Annotated in this window: 11 protein-coding genes and 4 pseudogenes; 8 read left to right on the forward strand and 7 right to left on the reverse strand. The window is 67.6% G+C overall.

The annotated features are described in order from the left end of the window. Together ACIQBL_RS46665 and ACIQBL_RS46670 are read left to right on the forward strand one after the other, a co-directional pair. Nucleotides 1-300: hypothetical protein (locus ACIQBL_RS46665; RefSeq protein WP_401954825.1), on the forward strand; the 300-nt coding region annotated here is incomplete at its 5' end. 84 nt (nucleotides 301-384) lie between these two features. After that, nucleotides 385-750: a DUF6193 family natural product biosynthesis protein gene (locus ACIQBL_RS46670; protein ID WP_401954828.1), complete on the forward strand. Its 366-nt coding sequence runs from the start codon at nucleotides 385-387 to the stop codon at nucleotides 748-750. Nucleotides 751-854: 104 nt separating this feature from the next. On the opposite strand, the gene ACIQBL_RS46675 is transcribed toward ACIQBL_RS46670, so the two are convergent. Then, a complete protein-coding gene (locus ACIQBL_RS46675; protein ID WP_401954830.1) occupies nucleotides 855-1,202 on the reverse strand; it encodes a hypothetical protein in 348 nt (115 codons plus the stop codon). Nucleotides 1,203-1,466: 264 nt separating this feature from the next. Between ACIQBL_RS46675 and ACIQBL_RS46680 the strand changes: the two are divergent. From ACIQBL_RS46680 to ACIQBL_RS46690, 3 genes and pseudogenes are all read left to right on the forward strand, one after another. After that, nucleotides 1,467-2,845 (forward strand): annotated as a pseudogene (locus tag ACIQBL_RS46680) (IS1380 family transposase). Nucleotides 2,846-4,567: 1,722 nt separating this feature from the next. Further along, nucleotides 4,568-5,113 carry an RICIN domain-containing protein gene (locus ACIQBL_RS46685; protein WP_401954833.1) on the forward strand — a complete coding sequence of 182 codons (546 nt, stop codon included), beginning with the start codon at nucleotides 4,568-4,570 and terminating at the stop codon, nucleotides 5,111-5,113. Between the two features lie 685 nt (nucleotides 5,114-5,798). Then, nucleotides 5,799-6,026 carry a hypothetical protein gene (locus ACIQBL_RS46690; RefSeq protein ID WP_401954836.1) on the forward strand — a complete coding sequence of 76 codons (228 nt, stop codon included), beginning with the start codon at nucleotides 5,799-5,801 and terminating at the stop codon, nucleotides 6,024-6,026. A 238-nt stretch (nucleotides 6,027-6,264) separates the two neighbouring features. On the opposite strand, the gene ACIQBL_RS46695 is transcribed toward ACIQBL_RS46690, so the two are convergent. Together ACIQBL_RS46695 and ACIQBL_RS46700 are read right to left on the reverse strand one after the other, a co-directional pair. Next, entirely contained in the window at nucleotides 6,265-8,496 is a 2,232-nt protein-coding gene (locus tag ACIQBL_RS46695; RefSeq protein ID WP_401954839.1) for a tetratricopeptide repeat protein, read from the reverse strand. A gap of 131 nt (nucleotides 8,497-8,627) precedes the next feature. Beyond that, entirely contained in the window at nucleotides 8,628-9,095 is a 468-nt protein-coding gene (locus tag ACIQBL_RS46700; RefSeq protein ID WP_401954842.1) for a hypothetical protein, read from the reverse strand. A 591-nt stretch (nucleotides 9,096-9,686) separates the two neighbouring features. On the opposite strand from ACIQBL_RS46700, the pseudogene ACIQBL_RS46705 reads away from it, so the two are divergent. After that, nucleotides 9,687-10,433: pseudogene (locus ACIQBL_RS46705) on the forward strand (transposase family protein); the annotation flags it as partial. Between the two features lie 102 nt (nucleotides 10,434-10,535). Here ACIQBL_RS46705 and ACIQBL_RS46710 read toward each other — a convergent pair. Both ACIQBL_RS46710 and ACIQBL_RS46715 read right to left on the reverse strand, forming a co-directional pair. Continuing rightward, nucleotides 10,536-11,141, reverse strand: a pseudogene (locus tag ACIQBL_RS46710) (IS3 family transposase); the annotation flags it as partial. A gap of 840 nt (nucleotides 11,142-11,981) precedes the next feature. Further along, the gene (locus ACIQBL_RS46715) at nucleotides 11,982-14,450 is read right to left on the reverse strand and encodes a SpoIIE family protein phosphatase (protein WP_401954844.1); all 2,469 of its coding nucleotides are present in this window, start codon (nucleotides 14,448-14,450) and stop codon (nucleotides 11,982-11,984) included. Between the two features lie 73 nt (nucleotides 14,451-14,523). On the opposite strand from ACIQBL_RS46715, the pseudogene ACIQBL_RS46720 reads away from it, so the two are divergent. Then, nucleotides 14,524-15,250: pseudogene (locus ACIQBL_RS46720) on the forward strand (IS5/IS1182 family transposase). Beyond that, nucleotides 15,237-15,545, forward strand: coding sequence for a transposase (locus ACIQBL_RS46725; RefSeq protein WP_401954846.1), 309 nt, complete (start codon nucleotides 15,237-15,239; stop codon nucleotides 15,543-15,545). Before ACIQBL_RS46720 ends, ACIQBL_RS46725 begins: the two are co-directional and overlap by 14 nt. 198 nt (nucleotides 15,546-15,743) lie before the next feature. Here ACIQBL_RS46725 and ACIQBL_RS46730 read toward each other — a convergent pair whose 3' ends face one another. Next, entirely contained in the window at nucleotides 15,744-17,264 is a 1,521-nt protein-coding gene (locus tag ACIQBL_RS46730; RefSeq protein WP_401954849.1) for an APC family permease, read from the reverse strand. 39 nt (nucleotides 17,265-17,303) lie between these two features. Then, nucleotides 17,304-18,662, reverse strand: coding sequence for an aspartate aminotransferase family protein (locus ACIQBL_RS46735; protein WP_401954852.1), 1,359 nt, complete (start codon nucleotides 18,660-18,662; stop codon nucleotides 17,304-17,306). Nucleotides 18,663-18,666: the final 4 nt, after the last annotated feature.

An 18,666-nucleotide genomic window follows, 5' to 3' on the forward strand; every position in this document is an offset into this window, starting at 1 on the left:
GCTACCTCACCCCGCATCAGGCACGGACCCTCTATCGGCAACGCCTCGACCTCGCGGCATAAAAAGGAAGTGTCGGACCTCAAGGGGTCACTTCAGATAGTCGACATGATCGACCTCGTCGTCACGAAGAAGGGTAAGATCTCCTTCAACATGCAGGGCATCATCAACATCGACGAGATGCTCTCAGGGGCTCAAACGTACGCCGGGCAGTCTGTAACGGCGGATGAACTCAGATACGTCTGCGGAAACGCAGCTGCGCGTGCCATCACCACGTTCTACAACGGCGACGCACCCTGCTAGTCCGGTGAAAGGCGTCGCCCGCATCACAGGGCGGCGCCTTTCACGTGTGTTGACGGAATGCCGCTGAAATCGGATGATTCTCCTATGCGAACACGCGAAGAAGAGTGGAATGCAATCCTGGATGAATACAGGCCGCCGCATCTGCCAGGCGGTCGTGCCACGGAGGAAATGTGGCGAATGCTTTCGGCCGCCTATAATGATCCGACGTTTCGCGCCCTTTACCCTTCTCTCTCTACGTGGTCGCTGACCGTGTCGGATGCCGACTCGTTCGCCGACATCAAAGACGAGTTCCCTGCCATCTCCGCAGCATCGGGAGAGTATCGCGTTCTCGCCTGGCCGCATCGTGAAGGTATATGCCTGTTTCTGACCAGTGATGCCCTGGAGGCAGTTGAATTTGCCGCCGAACTCATCGAGGATCGGCGCGCAACCACATCCGAGAATGGGCTCTGACGAGGTTTGCTGATCAGGTTGGTGCTGGGTGGATTTCGAGTCTGGTATGGGCGAGGAATGCAGTCGGCAGGGCGGGGTCGTGCTGGATCAGGGGCGATGCGCTCTCAGTCCTGCTGGACATTGCCATCACGGACTCCTATCCGGTCAACGAGGATTCGGATGTCGACCTCGCGATGCGTATCGGTTTCGCGTCGCGGCTGCTCGATTTCATCGATCGTGAGCTGCAGGTTCCCGACTGGAGTCGTATCGCCGACGAGTACGTGGGTTTCGCGCGCAAGGCAATAGAGGAGGGGATGCAGGAGATACATCCGAATCTGCAAGTGGATTCGGTGGTGGGGCGAATACTGGATTGCTCCTCCCTTACTCGCCAGCAGGCCATGCAAGTCGGCGATGCGAGACGCGAGCGTTACCAAGGTTGAATCGGCGATGTCCGGGCGCAGGGTCCCTTGCATGATCGAGGTCTGTCCGGATTCATCCGGTGAGTCCGAGGGCAGCCAGGGACCCTGTGTCCGGGCGGTCGTGACGAGTGGTGATCCCTGCGGTACGACGACCTCATGCAGTATGCGCAAGGGGGCGGGCGGACGCCCGCGGAGCAGGAGAAGTGGGAGGCCGTGCGGTTACTGTAGTTGCCTCGCGCTTTCATGGGCGTGCTCGTCCGCGTCTTGATCAAATAAGCAGAGAGTCCTGTTGGCTGCACGGAAAGAAGCACTCTCCAGGTGAGCAAGCGTATCGGGTTGTACCCGCGTGTCCGCGTCGAGGGCGGTGGCCGAGGGGCGGTCTCGCAGGCCGGGGCAGTGATGCTGGTCGAGACGGTCCGCAAGTGCGGCCTGGACACCGCGATATCGGCGGCACTGGCGCCGTGGCGCAAGCTGCGGGCGGTGCACGACCCGGGCAAGGTCCTGCTGGATGTCGCGCTCGCAACGGCTCTGGGCGGGGACTGCCTCGCCGACGTCGCCCTGCTGCGGGCCGAGCGCGGCGTGTTCGGGCCGGTGGCATCGGACCCCACGTTCTCCCGGCTCATCGACGCCCTCGCCTCAGCCGGGCCGAAGGCGCTCACCGCGATCCGCGCGGCGCGAGCCGAAGTACGGTCGCGGGTCTGGGAGTTGGCCGGTGCAGACAGTCCGGCCGCCGGTGGCAGCGTGATCGTGGACATCGACGGGGTGCTGGTCCTTGCGCACTCCGAGAAGCAGGACGCCACCGCGACCTGGAAGAAGACCTTCGGCCACCATCCGCTCGTCGCGTTCGTCGACCACGGCCAGGCCGGTTCCGGAGAGCCGGTGGCCACGCTGCTGCGGCCCGGCAACGCAGGCTCCAACACCGCCGCCGACCACATCGAAACCGCCAACTCACCCTGGCCCAACTCCCTAAACACCTGCGGCGGGGACACCAGACGCTGATCCGCACCGACTCCGCCGGCGGCACCCATACCTTCCTCAACTGGCTCTCCCGGCCCGGCCGGTGGCTGTCGTATTCCGTCGGAATGACCATCACCGATGCCATCCACCAGGCCGTCCTGAAGATCCCGAAGAAGGCATGGACACCGGCCTACGACGCCGACGGCGCCGAGCGGCCCGGCGCCTGGGTCGCAGAGATCACCGACATGCCCGACCTCTCCTCCTGGCCCAAGGGCATGCGGCTGATCGTCAGAAAGGAACGCCCGCACCCCGGCGCCCAGTTGCGCTTCACCGACCTCGACGGGCTGCGGCTGACCTGCTTCGCGACCAACACGAAAGGCGGCCAGCTCGCCGACCTCGAACTACGTCACCGCAGGCGGGCCCGCTGCGAGGACCGTATCCGAGGCGCCCGCGCCACCGGCCTGCGCAATCTGCCCCTGCACGACACCGCCCAGAACCGGATCTGGCTGGAGATCGTCTCCCTCGCACTCGACCTCCTCGCCTGGATGCCCACGCTCGCCCCGACCGGCGACACCCGCCGCTGGGAACCCAAAAAACTCCGCCCGCGGCTGTTCTCCGCAGCCGCCCAGCTTGTCACCGCCGGCCGCCGCCACTGGCTCCGCGTCACTGCGCGATGGCCCTGGACCGACGAGATCACCCAGGCAATCGGTCGGCTCAATGCACTGCCGAGCCCTGGCTGACCAGCCACACCGACCACCCAACGATCCGCACCACCACACCGGAGCAGTGGAACCCGGCGCCCACTCGACGCGACACTCGGGCTGTCGGCCTGCCCAACCTCAACCACCGAAAGCGAAACGGTCCGCCGACCCCGTCGGCGGACCGTCAAGAAAGATCGAGGTTAGGCGCCCCGGGAATCGGTGTGGATCTCCCGGATGTGTCGTGCCGGTTCTTCTTCCTCGTCCGCCCTCTGCTGTCATGTCTCTTTGTTCTTGTGCCAGGTGTAGTAGCCGCGGCGGTCCCAGCCCAGGGCGTCGCACATCCGCTTCACGCTGTGGGCGTTCCGGTGCTCGTCGACGAAACGGAAGCGGATCACCGTGTCGTCTCCCGCGCGAAATAGGCAGCGGCTTTCCGGAGGATCTCGTCGTCCTCCTTCAGCCGGGCGTTTTCCCGCCGCAGGCGCCTGAGTTCTTCTTGTTCGCCGGCGCTCATACTGGTATCACCCCGGCCGTCCGGCGTCCGGGAACGCCGGGTGGCGTCCTAGAGGACCCACTTCCCCAGGGTTTCCCGATGGATGCCCAGGCCCCAGGCCCCGGGCGATGTCGGTGAGAGTGCGGTCCTTCGAGGAACGCACGAGGTCGACTGCGTCTCGTTTGAACTCGTCCGGGAAATTCCTTCGCTTTGCCACCATGGATCACTTCCCCTGGATGACGAAACATCCAGCGTCCAGGTGTCGGAATCCCGGGGGTCACTCCACTTCCCACCTGCCGCGCAGGGCAAGCCAGTTCAGATGTCACCCGATCGTGCATCAGACCCGGTAGTCCGCGGCAGACTGAGGCTGGGAGCTACCCGCTGCGGACTGAGGCTCCTTGCGTATACGCGGGACTGCGCCCTGGCGAGCCTTTCAGCCGTGGGGTGTGAAGCGTTCTGACGGGTCGTCCGTTCCGTTGAACGGAACGGGACATGACAGGCGGTTCGGTGACCGGCCACCGTGTGGGAACCGTGCTTCGAATCGTCCGGAGCCCGGGTGTACGTCGGATCGGACACGGAGGTGGTCAGAATCGGCGAGGGAACACGGGGGTCGTTCGGCGACCCGTGGATGGATGGCTGCGCAGGACCTGCGGCTTCGCGGTGATGCCCGTGCGCCGGAACTTCAAGGACCGGGGAAATTCCGTATGCATTTACGCCATTGTGCGCAGACGGGTGAGTGCGCCCGCCGGAGCAGTCAGGACCGGCGGACGTGCGGCGTCGCGCTCAAGACAGGTGCGGCGCACACGGCCGAGGCGTCCGCTCGTCCGCACTGCCGTCATGGCGCTGAACCCTTACCTGTTCCTGCTCGGCCAGCAGGGTAGTGCCTCGGCAGCCGCCCCGCCAGAAGGCATGGCGCCGCTGATGGACGCCGGGGGCAGCTCGGTCGCTCCCGGCCAGTGGGGGAACTGCGCGAGCGCAGGTCATCGGCCACCGGTGTCACACGACCAGCGGCTTTCAGCCTTCGCCCGCCATCTACGGATGCCGTTCGCGACGCGTGTGAAGGTCCCAGGTGCCAATGCACCCGTCCGGCGGTTCTCGCCGGCAAGTTGATCGACCGGGCAAGTGAAAGATTCCTCGACCTTACAGACGGCCCTACGAGTAATTACACGCGGATCCAGATCTGGGACTGCTTCGATGGCAACACCAACCAGATTTGGAAATTGACGTAATTGCGCCATTCACCGAAAGACTCTTGAAAGAAGAAGAGAGGCATGGAAAGTATGAAGGCGATCAGCAGACGCAACACACTTCTCGGGCTTGCCTTCGCGGGCGCACTGTGTAGTGCGAGTGTGGTGGCGGCGCCGATGGCGGGTGCGGCCACCGACGGGACGCTGGCGGTCACCTACTACCAGGAGTACAACTACAACAGCGGCAAGTGCTTGGACGACCCCGGCGGCAGCCAAGCCACCCAGGTCGCCATCCAGCAGTACACCTGCAACGGCACCGTCTCGCAGCAGTGGGCCCAGTATCCGACCGACAGCGGCTACTTCCAGTTGGTCGTCGCGGCCAGCGGGCAGTGCCTGGAGGTCGAGGGGTCGAGTCAGGAGAACGACCACACGATCCAACAGAACAGCTGCAACGGCGGCTACAACCAGCAGTGGACGTGGCGCTCGAGCCCTGTCAGCCCCTATCGGCTGCTCGTTGCCAGGCACAGTGGCAAGTGCATGGGTGTCCTCTTCGACAGCTTGCTGAACCAGGCCAAGGTGGTGCAGTACACCTGTGACGGCGGCCCCTCCGAGGACTGGTACACCAGCTGAGGATCCGCGGGGCCGCCGCGGCCGGGCCGTCGCAGCCGTCCGGTAGAAGCCGGGGCAGTCCGATCCGGGGGACGTTGTGTGGGGCGGGAAGCGGCTCCGGCAACGACGAGACGTGCCGGTACTGCCAGACGTGGCGAGTCCGGCAGGCGGGGCCGGAAGGTGTACGTGAGGAACCTGCGCTCAAAGTTCCGTAAGCGTTGTACCGGCTCCAACCTCGTGGATCTGGGCCGGGAAGCAGTACGCGGCTGCCTTGCATGCAGGCCGCCGGCTCCGGAATCCGAGAACTCGTCGGGACCTGTGGCCGTGCCGCAGGACTTCGGCGTAGGCGCGGCGAGGCTGTCGGCGCAAAGCAGGGCACCCATCGTGGCGGACCGGCACATAGAGAACGTGGGAACCATCCGAGCCCTGCCCCCGCCCCGGCCTGGAAGGCCGGGGCGGGGGCAGGGCTCGTCTGAAGTGATCCCTTGAAGACCGATACTTCCGTTCTGTACGGCGAGGTCGAGTGGATCCTCTTCCGGTTGTAGTACTGGGTGTGACGTAGCTGGTTCTGCTACTTAATGATCTTGATTGTGGCCTGCTGTTGTTCGGCTGTACTGAGCGGTGTGTTCGCCCTGTTGGGGTAGCCGGTGTGTGAAGCTTCCCCGTGATCTTGGACACTCGTTGGTTATGCCGCGAGGGCGTGTTGATGCCGCTGCCTGGTCTCGGCCGGGGTGAGTCACGCGCCGTCGCGCCCCTGCGGATCGACGGGAGCCGGGGCGACTGGGACGCGATCGAGGAACTCCGGATCGCCGGCGAGCTCAGCGACACCGGGTTCGAGGACCACTTCGTCGACGACGTCATCGTGCAGGACATCGGTGAAGGCACCGGCGGATGGACCTTCGACGGCAGCTCGTACTCCGTTGAACTCAGGTGACACCGCAGGCCGGGCAGACACTGCCTGCCATGGCAGCTGAGAGAACCCGTGTATGAGCACGAGCCCTCTGGCGGCCCGTATTACCGCTGGTGGAGAGGCTGCCGTGAGGGCCCGGCGTCGGGGTGCCCGATCTTTGAAGCCGCAGGAAGGCCGGGGGAGGAACATCAACAGCCTTCTCCTGGAAGGAGCCGCACCCACCTGACCATGCCCGCTCAGGCCATCCCGAGGGACTGGCAGGTCAGTACGGGATGGGCGTCCCGTCGTCCTCCGGCTGTTCGCGCCAGCGTGCCAGGTTGGCCTGGGCGATGCGGGTGTAGGGGTGGTGGGGGCCCAGGACCCGCAGCATGTCGTGCAGGAGTTCCTCGGTGAGGGAGACCGCACCCGAGCGGTCCCCGGCCTCGCTCCGCCAACAGGCGAGGTTGCTGCGTGTGGCGAGGGTGCGCGGGTGGTCGGGGCCCAGAACGCGGGAGCGGTCCTTCAGCAGCGCGGTCAGGGACTCGGCGGCGGCCAGGGCGTCCCCGGCCTCTCCGTGCCAGCGAGCGAGCTCGTGACGGGTGGTGAGGGTGTCCGGGTGGTCGGGGCCCAGGATCCGATCCTGATCCTCAAGGAGTTCCGCGGTCGCCGCCGCGGCGGCCTTGTGGTCGCCCGCGCGGCCGCGTACGTGGGCGAGGTGGCTGCGCGCGGTGAGTGTGTAGGGGTGGTCCGGGCCCAGCACGCGCAGCATGTCCTCCAGCAGTTCGCCGGTCGCCACGGCGGCGTCGGCCGGATCACTCGTCCGGCCGCGCCAGTACTGGAGGTTGCTGCGTGTGGAGAGGGTCAGCTCATGGTCCGGGCCCAGGATGCGCGTCCGGTCCCGGAGCAGGTCGGCCGTCGCCGCAGCGGCCCCCTCGGGATCACCTGCCTCGCCCCGCCACCGGGCGAGGTTGCTGAGCGTGGTGAGGGTGTGGGAATGATCAGGGCCGAGGACCCGCAGAACGTCCCCGAGCAGGTCGGTCGTCTCGTCCGCGGCGCCGGAGGCGTCGCCCGCCTCGCCCCGCCAGCGGGCATGACCGCCCCGCGCAAGCAGCGTGTCGAGGTGGTCTGGGCCGCAGTACTGCCGCAGCGCGCGGGCGAGGTCCTCGAAGTGGTCGCGGGCTGCGCTTACTTGACCCGTCTTGCCGAGACTCCGGCCGATGCGGTGCAGCACGGGATGCGGCTGCGGCCGGTACAGGGGGTCACGCCCGTGCCGCATTAGCGCGGTGGTATTGGCCCGCAGGGTCTGGGCGAAGCCGGTGTCGCGCTCGATGTCCGGCCATACGGCCGTCAGCGCGTCGGCGGCGGCCCGCACCAGCCGCTCGTACTCGGCCGGGGCCAGCGCGTCACGGACCGTGCGTTGGATGAGCTGGTGGACGCGCACACCTTGAGGGGAACCACCCGGCGTGTGGTCGATCAGGTTCAGACGGTGGAGAGCGCGCAGGGCCCCGAGGGCCTCCTCGTCGGTGCATCTCCCTTGCTGCTGGCCCCGCCGGTGCCGCCCTCGGACCGAGGCTGACAGGTTGTCGAGGGCTGGGTCGCTGGTCAGGACCTTGGTGGGGATGCCGTTCGCGTCGAGCATGGCGGCCAGTTGGAGCATGGGCCGGCCCAGGCCCGCGGGGCGGAGACCGTTGGCGTGGTCGATCGACAGGGCCCAGGCGGCGGCCATGGGGGCGTCCTGGTCGTCGGGCAGAGTCTGCTGCTCGGGCAGGAGTTCGGCGAGGTTGCGGGCTCCGTCGGCGAGGAGCTTGCGATAGGCAGCTGCGTCCAGGCCCGCGTCCAGCATGAAGGCAGCGCCCTGGGAGAGCGCCAAGGGGAGGTATCCGAGATCCCTCGCGAGGTCAGCGAGGGCGTCCTCGGACTCGGCGCTGCCGTGGTCGGACAGCCTGCTGGACAGATAGGCGACGGCCTCCTCCGGTTCGAACAGGCCTACGCGCACCAGGCGTCGGCCGCCGCCGCTCAGCGCCGCGTCCCGGCGTCGAGTAGTGATCACCGTCCGGCCGTAGGGGCTGTCCGGGGGCCACAGGTGCCGCAGGTCGCCCGGGTCGCAGACGTCGTCCAGCACGATGAGCCAACGGCAGGGCTGAGCCCGCGCCTTGTGTTCCAGCCAGGCCAGGAAGGCGACGGCGGCCTGCTCCGGGCTGCCGGAATCCGTGCGGAGCAGCTCCGAGGCGGCCTGGGCGTACACGGTGACGACGCCGGCCCGCGTATTGGCGTTGATCCACAGCAGCAGGTCCAGTTGGCCGGACCGCCACGCGTCGCGCACGTACAGGGCGGCGAGTTGGGTCTTGCCAACCCCGGCCGTCCCGGTCAGCACATGAGTGCCCGCAGGCTGCCCGGTGGCCGACTCCTGGTTCAACGCCTTGAGGGCGGTCCGGCGTTGATAGCAGTCCGCCTCCCGAGGGATGGTCCCGATCTGGTTCAGACGCTCCGCCCGCTGCTGGGGGAGGGCCGGCACACCGCCGCAAGGATGGGCGTGAATGGCGCCGATCGCGATACCCCCGGCACCGGCCTGCGCGCTCACACTCCCCGGCCGGTCCCCGAAGAGTCCGGACCGGGCGGGGTCAGGGTCGGCAGGCGCCGGCCCGCTCAGCCACGGGAGGGATCCAGCGTCGTAGGGAGGCTGATGTGCGCGCCCCCGAACAGGTTGTTCGCCGCGATCGACTGGTTGTCGGCCCGTATGGTGACGTCCTGATCCACGATGACTCCCGCACCGTTCGGCCGGGTGCGGGGGACGACGTACGGGGCGAGCAGATGCTGCAACTGCGCTGCGGCACGCTCCTGTTCATCACTCTCCAGACCTTCGAGCACCTCGGCGATACGACCCCGCCACAAGGACTCCTGGTCGGCTCTCACCTGCGCCGACCCGTTCGCCGTACGCAGTTCGCCTGCGGTCCCGTTCAGCCGCTCCAGCTCGGCCTCCTCCGCCCCGGTGTGTCCTCGCCCGAGCCACTGAGCCACCCGGCCGCTCAACTGGTCCCACGCCTCCGTCCCAGCGGCCTGTACCACCGCGGTACCGCCGGACGCGGCTAAAGCCACCAAGACCTCGGGAAGCATGCGCCTGTCCTTCCTTGACCGTTCCATACGGTCGGCTGGATGGAGACCGTACCGGTCCAGGCAGGCCGGAACCGAGGGTTTCGGAGAATAGGGTACCGTCCGCTGAAAAGGGGGGAGGAAGCCCGCACTTCAGCGTCAGGCTCGGGTACGGACCCTGCCCTCGCCATCACTTCCTTTGGGTATGGCTCCCTCTGGGGAACCGGCTGAGTCGGGAACTTGAGCCTGTGGCTGCGGTTCTGGCGGGTGGCTCTTACGGTGTCGTCACGACCTTTGGAGCAGTGATGGGCTCGTTGTTCGAGGTGGACGCGGCGGCCCGCGCCTGTATCGAGGAACTGCGGCAGCAGATCAACAAGTTGCCCGAGTCGTTGGAGTGCGAGCACTACCGGGGGAACAAGGAGCCACATCTGCGCTACGACCAGGCGCTGGAACAGGGGCCGGCCCTCCGCAACCGGCGCCCCGGACCGGGCGGGACAGCGAGCCGTTTCAGTGTGGCCACTGATCAGGTGACGACGTCGGCGTCCGCAACGGACAAGGCTCCTACGCCGTTGAGGAAGGTGTTGGACGTCTCAACTCATTGGCGCAGGAGCCTTGTTGGCTGCCTATCCTGCCGCACTCGACCTGCCGCATGCCCTGGTCGAGTGGGTCACCTTGCTCATCGTCACCCGGGAGGGTGACCGCTGATGCAAGCTCCCGCCGCACCAGCGTGCGCTGGTCGGCCTGGTGTACCTGCGCCGGCGCGACACCCTCGCCCAGTTCGCGGCCGACTTCGGTATTTCCGTCGGCACCGCCCACGCCTACACGGCAGCCGTCATCGACCTGCTCGCCGACCGGTCACCCGGGCTCCTGCGGACCCTGCGCGAAGCCGACCCCGACTACGCCCTGCTCGACGGCACTCTGGCGGAGCGCGACCGGGTCGGCGACAGCTGAGCCGACTTCTCCCAAAAACACCGACGCAACGGCGTGAACGTGCAGGTGGTGACCGACCCGGTCGGGCGACTGCTGTGGATCTCACCCGCACTGCCGGGTCACGCGCACGACCTGACCGCCTCCCGCACCCACCGGATCATCAGGATCTGCGAACGCCAGGGCATCCCGATCGTCGCCGACCGGGCCTACGTGGGCGCCGGCCCATGGGTGACGACAGCCCTCGGACGCCCGCCAGGACGTGACCTCACACCCACCCAACAGACCGTCAACCGTGGGCTGTCGGCGGCACGCGCACCGGTCGAGCGCGGCATCGCACGACTGAAGTCATGGCGGATCCTCCGCAAAGCCCGGTGCAGCCCGAACCGAATGACGTCAATCGCAGCCGCCGTCCTCACCCTGGAGCGGCACCGCTGCAAAGGCTCAGCGCACGCCGATCACAACACCCAGGGTGGATTCAACTGGTCGTCGCACACCTCCGAGACCAAAGTGTTGCGACGACCAGTCGAATCCACCCTGGGCTCCGTTGTCGCTGTGGAAGACTGCCCCGCTCAGGTCGCCGCCGCGGGTGCGGGCAGCGGGGTCGAGTGCGTCGGTGACCAGCTCGGTGCGCAGGTGGTCGGCGATCGCCCAGCCCGCCAGGCGCTTGGAGTAGAGGTCCAACACCGTGGCCAGGTAAAGGAATTGGCCGTCGCCGACGGGCAGGTAGGTGATGTCGCCGACGTACTCGGTGTTCGGTTCGCCCGCGGTGACGTCGCGCTGCAGGGGGTCGGGGACCTGGGCCGCGTCCGGGGCGGGCACCGTGGTGGTGACCTTCTTGCGCAGGTGCATGCCGACGATGCCGGCCTTGCCCATCACGCGCTCGCCCCGCTTGTTGTTGGCCTGCCGGACCTCGGCCCGCAGCTCGGCGGTGATGCGCGGAGAGCCGTGGGTGCCGTCCCATTCGGTGTGGATCTCGCGGATCTTCCCGGTCAGCTCGATATCGGAGAGAGCCCGCCCGGCGCGGGTGTCGGTGGTGGCCCGCCACCGGTAGCAGCCGGAGCGGGAGGCTTCCATGACTCGGCACAGGCGCTTCACCCCGAAGGCGTCGCGATGATCATCGACGAACTGGAAGGGGCTCAGGAACCGTAATTTAACTACTGCTTCGAGCGTGCGGGGAGAACGGGTCCGCTGGAGGACGAGGACTCTGGCGAGTTCGGGCCCGGCGAAGGCCGGCGTCGGCTTGGACCTTCCGGCGTGGTAGCTGAGCACGTTGCGTTTGCGGCCCATCAGCTCGGCCGCGAGGGGCAAGGTGACGGTGTTGCGGCTGCGGAGCACACGGGACAGGACGCGGTGTCGGTGATCGGGGGTGCCGCAGCCGGGGTTGCGGCCACGGCCATCCCTGCCTGCGCTCTGGCGTTCGGCTTCGGTCGGGACCGGTTGGCACGGTTCGAGCTGGAGCGCGGGCTGTTCGAACGGTTCTCGGGGCGTGCCGGTGAGTGCGGGATGGATGCGGAGTCAGGTGGCTTCGGCCGGGACCGCAGGTCCCGACTCGTCGCGTGGATCTTCCGGAAACTGTTGGTCGGATTCTTGCGGGGCGATGGGGTATCACGGATGCGGCAGCGAAGTTCCACACGGCCGAAGCGATGACCGATGGTCACGTGGTCACGAAGAGGTCGTCCAGTTCAAGATCCCACTGCTCGGCAGCACTCTCGGAGATCACGTGGGGAGCTTTCCCACCCGCTGTCATTACCTGCGGCGTTGTCGCACGTTCAAGGGGCCCCGGTAGACCGCCCCTGGCCACTCCACAGCCCGCCACACTCCAGCCGTCCAGTGGAACCCGCAGGTCAGACAGCGAAATCCAGCTGGAGTACCAACGCTCCCGCGGGACATCGTGGTGCATCCCGGTCACGGAGGCAGCAACACCATCGGAGTTGAAGCACATCATTGGGACACGGTCCGCTCTCCCACACGTACCGGTGACTAGAGCGGGTCCAGGGCCAGCTCCGCCCAGATTGTCTTGCCGGTGCCGGTGTGTCGCGTTCCCCACCCGCGACTCAGCTGCGCCACCAACAGCAGACCACGACCGCCTTCGTCGTATGTACGGGCACGGCGCAGGTGGGGCGCCGTGTTGCTGGCGTCCGAGACCTCGCAGATGAGATGGCGGTCCCGCAGCAGCCGTAGGCGGATCGGGGCTTCGGCGTGGCGGATCGCGTTCGTGACGAGTTCGCTGACCACCAGCTCGGCGGCGAAGGTGACGTCCCGGGCGCCCCACTCGTCGAGTTGCGCCGTGACGAGTTTACGGGCTCTGGCCACCACAGCGGGGTCGGCGGGAAGGTCCCAGGAGGCGACGTGCCGGGGGTCGAGCGCTTGAGTACGGGCGATGAGCAGGGCGATGTCGTCCGCAGGGTGTTCGGGCGGCACGGTGGCCAGCACGGCGTCACAGAGATCGTCCAGGGATGTCACGGGACCGCCGAGGACGCTGAGCAGACGGTCGGCTCCCTCGTCCATGGCCTGCTCTCGGGACTCGACCAGTCCGTCGGTGTACAGAGCGAGCAGGCTTCCTTCCGGTAGGCGGACCTCGGCGGTTTCGAAGGGCAGCCCGCCCAGACCCAGTGGAGGTCCGGCGGGTACGTCCAAGAAGCGCACGGCGCCCCCCGGGCTGACCACAGCCGGGACGGGGTGGCCCGCACTGGCCAGTGTGCAGATGCGGGAGACAGGGTCGTAGACGGCGTACAGACAGGTGGCCCCGAGGCCCGCAGCCAGCTCGGCGGTCTGGTCGCCAGGCGATCCGCCGTCACCGTCTGTGTCCGCCGAAAGCCTGATGACCAGGTCGTCAAGGTGCGTGAGAAGTTCGTCGGGGGAAAGATCGATGTCGGCGAGAGTCCGGACGGCAGTACGCAACCGACCCATGATCGCCGATGCCTGCACACCGTGACCGACGACGTCACCGACGACGAGCGCGACCCGGGCTCCGGACAGTGGGATGATGTCGAACCAGTCTCCGCCCACGCCTGCCAGTGTGTCCGCCGGCAGGTAGCGGAAGGCCGCCTCCACCGCCGGCTGAGCGGGCAGCTTCTGAGGGAGCAGAGCCTTTTGCAGTGCCAGGGCCGTGTCCCGTTCCCGGGTGAATCGGCGCGCGTTGTCGATGCAGAGTGCGGCCCGAGCAGTGATCTCTTCGGCCAGCAGCAGATCGCCCTCGCTGAAGGACTCGGGGCGTTGGTGCCGTAGAAAGACGGCCGCACCCAGAGTGTGGCCACGGGCTTTCAACGGAACCGCCATGATGGAGTGAATGCCGAAATGGCGGACCGAGCCCTCCCGGCCCGGGTGTCCTACCGACCAGTCGGCAGACTCCGCAGCGAACTCGGCGTACAGCATGGGCCGACCGGTGGCCAGGCATTCACCGGTCGGTGAGTGCGCGGCGTAACCGTCCACGTCGCCGGGGCTGAGGACAGCCTCGGCCGTGTCCCGAAGCACTGACTGATGTGCCACTCGTCGAAGCAGATACGTACCCTTCGGGGTCGGCCCGGGCGCGGCGGCTTCCGGTGATGTCATCTCGGCGCGCTCGACGTCCGGAAGCAGGTCGACGGTGACGAAGTCGGCGAGTTCGGGGACGGCGACATCGGCCAGTTCCTGAGCGGTACGGGTGACGCTCAACGTTCTTCCGATGCGGGCCCCCGCATCGTTCAGTACCTGCAGGCGTTTGTGTGCCCAGTACTGGTCGGTCCTGTCGTGGGCCGACAGCCCCACGCCTCGCAGCACGCCGTCGTCGTCCCGAATCGGATACAACGAGAGGTTCCAGGCCTGCTTACGGATTTCGCCGGCGACCTGGACCTGTACCTCCACATCCTGGGGTTCGCCGGTGTCCAGCACCTGTTGCATGCGCTGCTCGACCTTCTCGAACTCGGGATGGGCCACCAGTTCGGCGTGCCGGAAACCCCGCATCTCCGCTTCACTCATGTTCAGGGCACGCTCGGAGAATCGGTTGGCCTGCAGCAGTCGCAGGTCCGTGTTGTACGTCTCCATCGAGCAGCAGTTCGCCCCGTAGAAGCTCCACGTGGCCAGCTTCTCCGCTTTCTGGACTGAGCCAAAACCAGCGGGCGGGGACAACACCAACCAGTCGGGGGGCTTACCCTCCGCCTGCCGGTGGTGAGCGAGCAGACGCAGCTCCACGCCATGTCCGTCCTGGTGCCTCAGCCGGACCGTGCCGCACCAGGACGGCAGATCCAGGAGACGACGCAGAGCCGTTGCTGAGATCTTTTCGTCGACCAGATCGGCGGCCGGTCTGCCAATGACCTCCGCAGGGGTATAGCCGAGCAGTCGGCTGGCGCCCTCACCCCATTCGGTGATCGTGCCGTGAGCGTCCACAACTGCCCGCGCGGTGAGTGGAACGTCCGTGGTGTCGACCGGGTTCGATGCGGCAATGTCGTCGCCCTCACGCCGTCCCTCCACCGTCTCACCTCCAGGGGGTTTGCGGTTCGCAATTGGCTGTCCGCTTCGAAGGCCTCTCCATTGGTTCGGCAGGGTGTCGGTCGTGGGTTCGGTCGGTGAGCGGCTGGTGCTGGATGAGTTGCGGGGGCTCTTCCCGCGGGTTGTTTGAGGCCCCGTCGTGGTCTCAAGGCAGCGGTTGGCGGCGGCATGGTGACCGGGAAGTGCCGGCCTCAATCGTGTTCGTCCACGTCGGGCTGTACATAGCGGCAGGTGCCGTCCGCGTCGTCCGGTCCGTCAGCAGCGGCCGTGCGGCGGCGCTCCGCCGCGTGGACGAAGGCCAGGGCGTGGGCCAAACTCCACCGCCTGGTCCTGGACGAACTCGGCTCGCGCGGGGATTTGGACAGGTCCAGGCGCGCGATCCACTCGGTGAATATGCGAGCTTTGAAAAGGGGACCTGACAGGATCGAATCCTGCAGGTCGGGGTAAGTGCGTATCGAAAGTCCAGTTTATCACCGAGGGGGTAAATTCCTCCTCGTATGTCGGCATCTCAGGGGCGGACCTCCATGACAGCCAGGCTCTGATCACCGCTCGTGAGGGACGTACCGCCCATTCGCTCCCGGCGCGGCCGACGGCGACGCGGACCGGGCAAGCTCCATGCCGACAAGGGCTACGACTACGACCACCTGCGGCGCTGGCTACGCGGGCACGGCATCCGGCACCGCATCGCCCGCTGAGGTCGCCGACTGCACCGGCGCTACGAGCGCGAAGGCGCGCACTTCCTGGCCTTCACCAGCGTCGCTTGCACTCGTGCTGGTCTGTGACGGGCTCAGGGGCCTGCCCGACGCCGTGGAGACGGTCTGGTCTCGCGCGACTGTCCAGACGTGTGTGGTCACCTCCTGCGCAATTCGTTCCGTTACGCGGCCCGTCAGGACGGGGACAAGGTCGCCAAAGCACTCAGGCCCGTATACACAGCCCCCCAGCGAAGACGCGGCGACGGAGAGGTTCGGTGAGTTCCAGGAAACCTGGGGCCGGAGGTATCCGGCGATAAGGTCGTCGGCGTCCGCGGAAACTTCCCCAACCAGGCCGCCGCCCTCAAGTGCGTCCACATGGCGCTGATGAGCCCGGACCCGACGGGGAAAGGGCCGCAAGAGGTGGAGCATGCGCTGGAAGACACCCTTGAACGCGTTCCGGATCGTCTTCGGGGGCCGCCTGACCCCGAGCAGCACGTGACCACTCAACAACGCAGCATGTGACCACTCAACAACCAGGATCAGCCGTGAAATCGACACACTCGAATACGGCGCAAGGAGTGTCTCAGGGCTCTTGCGAACCTCTGGACACAGCAGTTGAGAGACAGGCCGCGCGGCCCTCGACGTTGACTGAGGGCTTCCGGCTCATGGTGTACCCGGCGGCGCCGATCACCAGCAGCAGGACGACCGTGCCGAGCGTGAACGCCTCGAAGGTGGCGCGGGAGACGCCCCAGGTGCCGTGGAAGTCGTAGTCGATGCCGAGGAGGGCTTCGAGTGTGCCCGGGAACAGGGCCACCCAGGAGCCGATCAGGATCCAGACGTAGACGAGCGCGGCGTACACCGTGAAGCCGGTCGTGCCGAAGGGCACCCGGTAGGGGCGGACCACGTCCGGATGGCGCAGACGCAGGAGGAGCAGGGCCGGAACGACGGTGAGGTAGGAGAGCAGCAGGGTGGTGATGGCGACCGTGAGGACCACGCCGAAGACGGCGGCGGCGTCGCCGTGGACGAGGGTCATGGCGGCGATCGTGAAGGCGGTCGCGGTGATCCCGGAGACCAGGTTCATGCGGACCGGGGTGTGGAGCCGCGGGTGGAACGCCCCCAGGGAGGGGCGGAAGAAGCCGCCGTCGGCCGCGGCCATGGCCTGCATGCGGTCGCTGACGATCATCCAGGCGCTGCCCTGGGTGAGCAGGGCGAAGACGAACATCACGGCGGTGACTGTGAGGAGCGGTCCGCTCCAGCCGCCGTACACGTCCGTGTAGACCAGGCGGGCCGCGTCCATGAAGCCGCCGATGCCGGTCACCTTTCCGGGCGGGGCGGCGGACAGGATCGCGAGCACCGGCAGCAGGTAGCAGCAGGTGGCGATCAGCGCGGAGACGCCGATGGAGACCGGTACGTCGCGCTGCGGGTCGTGCATCTCGTCGCCGGCCGCGTTGGGCGCCTCGAAGCCCACGTAGGCGAAGAGCAGCACGGGGACCAGGGCGAGGAAGCCCGCGGTGGTCGGGCTGAAGGATGTTCCGTCGAGGCCGTGGAAGCCGTGCTCGGTGCCGTAGGCGAGGGCGGTGGCGGTGAACCAGGCGATGGCGAGGACTTTCACCGCCGCGCCCGCGGTGGTGATCCACTTTCCGCGGCGGAGTGAGACGACGGCGGTGAGGATGGCCGCCCAGATGAAGAGCAGTTTGAAGGTGTAGTCGGCGAACGTGCCGGTGCCGAGGTGGAAGACGAAGCCGTCCCAGGTCTGGGCGGCGATGAAGACGAGTGAGCCGCCGAGCCAGATGGGGTTGGTGACCCAGTAGAGGAGAGTGGTGACGGCCGCCGCGGCCCGGCCGAGGCCGAGCCGCACCCAGACGTACGGCCCGCCCTCCTGAGGGAAGGCGGCGCCGGTCTCGGCGAAGATCAGGGCGTACGGGAGGAGGAAGCCCAGCGCGATGACGGCGATCCAGGTGGCTGCCTCGCCGCCGCCGGAGGCGATCTGCCCGATGGTGTCGAAGGAGATCACGGCGGCGACGCCCATCGCCATGATGTCGAAGCGGCGCAGGCTGCGCCGCAGATGCGGTACGGGGACGGGTGTGGATTCGGTGACGGACACGGCGGGGCCTCCGGTGTGCAGGGGCTCGGCGGGATGCGCTCAGTCGCGGATCCGGCCGGTCGGCAGGGTGCGCTCCAGGACGGAGCGGATGGCGTCGGCGGTCTCCTTGGCCTCGGCCTCGGTCATGATCAGCGGCGGGGACAGCACCAGACTGTGCGCGGAGTCGCGCACGATGACGCCGCTCTCACGGCGGATCACGTCGTGCGGCATGCGGGTGGGGTCGAGGGGGAGAGGCTCGCGGGTGGCGCGGTCCGCGACGAGTTCGACGGCGAGCATCATCCCGACGGACCGGATCTCTCCGACGACGTCCAGCCCGCCCAGCTGGGATTCGAGTTCGCGGTGCAGGCAGGCGCCGATCTCGACGGCCCGGGCGAGCAGGCCCTCGCGTTCGATGATGTCGAGGTTGGCCAGGGCGACGGCGGCGGCGACCGGATGGCCGTTGTAGGTGTAGCCCATGGGGAAGCCCTGCTCGCGCAGCAGCTGCTCGGCGACGTGGTCGCCGACGAGGAGCGCGCCGAGCGGGATGTAGCCGGAGGTGAGGCCCTTGGCGGAGACGATGATGTCGGGGCGGACACCGAAGTGCTGGGCGGCGAACCACTCGCCGACCCGGCCGTACGCGGTGACGACCTCGTCGAAGATCAGCAGGATGCCGTGCCGGTCGAGGACCTCGCGCACCCGCGGCCAGTAGTCGGCGGGCGGGACGAGCATGCCGCCGACGCCCATGATGGGCTCGCCGATCATCGCCGCGATGTTGGACGGCCCGATCTCCGCGATGCGCTCCTCCAGCTCGCGGATCAGGAAGTCGGTGGGGTCCTGCCCGGAGTAGAGCTCGGTGCGGTACGGCCAGGGCGGGGTGAGGTGGGAGACGTGGGGCATCATCGGCGCGAACCCCTCGTGGTAGACGGGGAAGCCGGTGGCCGAACCACCGCCGTAGCCGATGCCGTGGTACGCCTTGTCGCGGGCCAGGATCCAGGTGCGGGAGGACTCGCCGCGCCGGTGGTGGTAGTAGCGGGCCATCTTGATGGCGGCCTCGTTGCCCTCGGAGCCGCCCGAGGTGAAGTAGACGTGGCCGAGGCCCTCGGGGCCGATGTCGGTGAGGCGGGTGGCGAGTTCGATGGCGCGGTCGTTGGAGAACTCCCAGAAGCTGGTGAAGTACTCCAGCTTCCGCATCTGTTCGTGGGCCACGCGGGCGACTTCCTCGCGGCCGTGGCCGATCTGGGCGAGCCAGAGTCCGCCCGTGGCGTCGAGGTAGCTGCGGCCGTCGGTGTCGGTGAGGCGGCAGCCGGAGCCCTCCGTCATGATGACGCGTTCCTGGGCGTCTCCGGGCAGGTAGGGGTGGATGATGCGGGCTCGGTCGGCGGCGGCCAGCTCGCTGGGGGAGAGGGTGGTGCGGCTCATCGTC

Source organism: Streptomyces sp. NPDC088350 (assembly GCF_044753545.1).
Classification (GTDB): Bacteria; Actinomycetota; Actinomycetes; order Streptomycetales; family Streptomycetaceae; genus Streptomyces.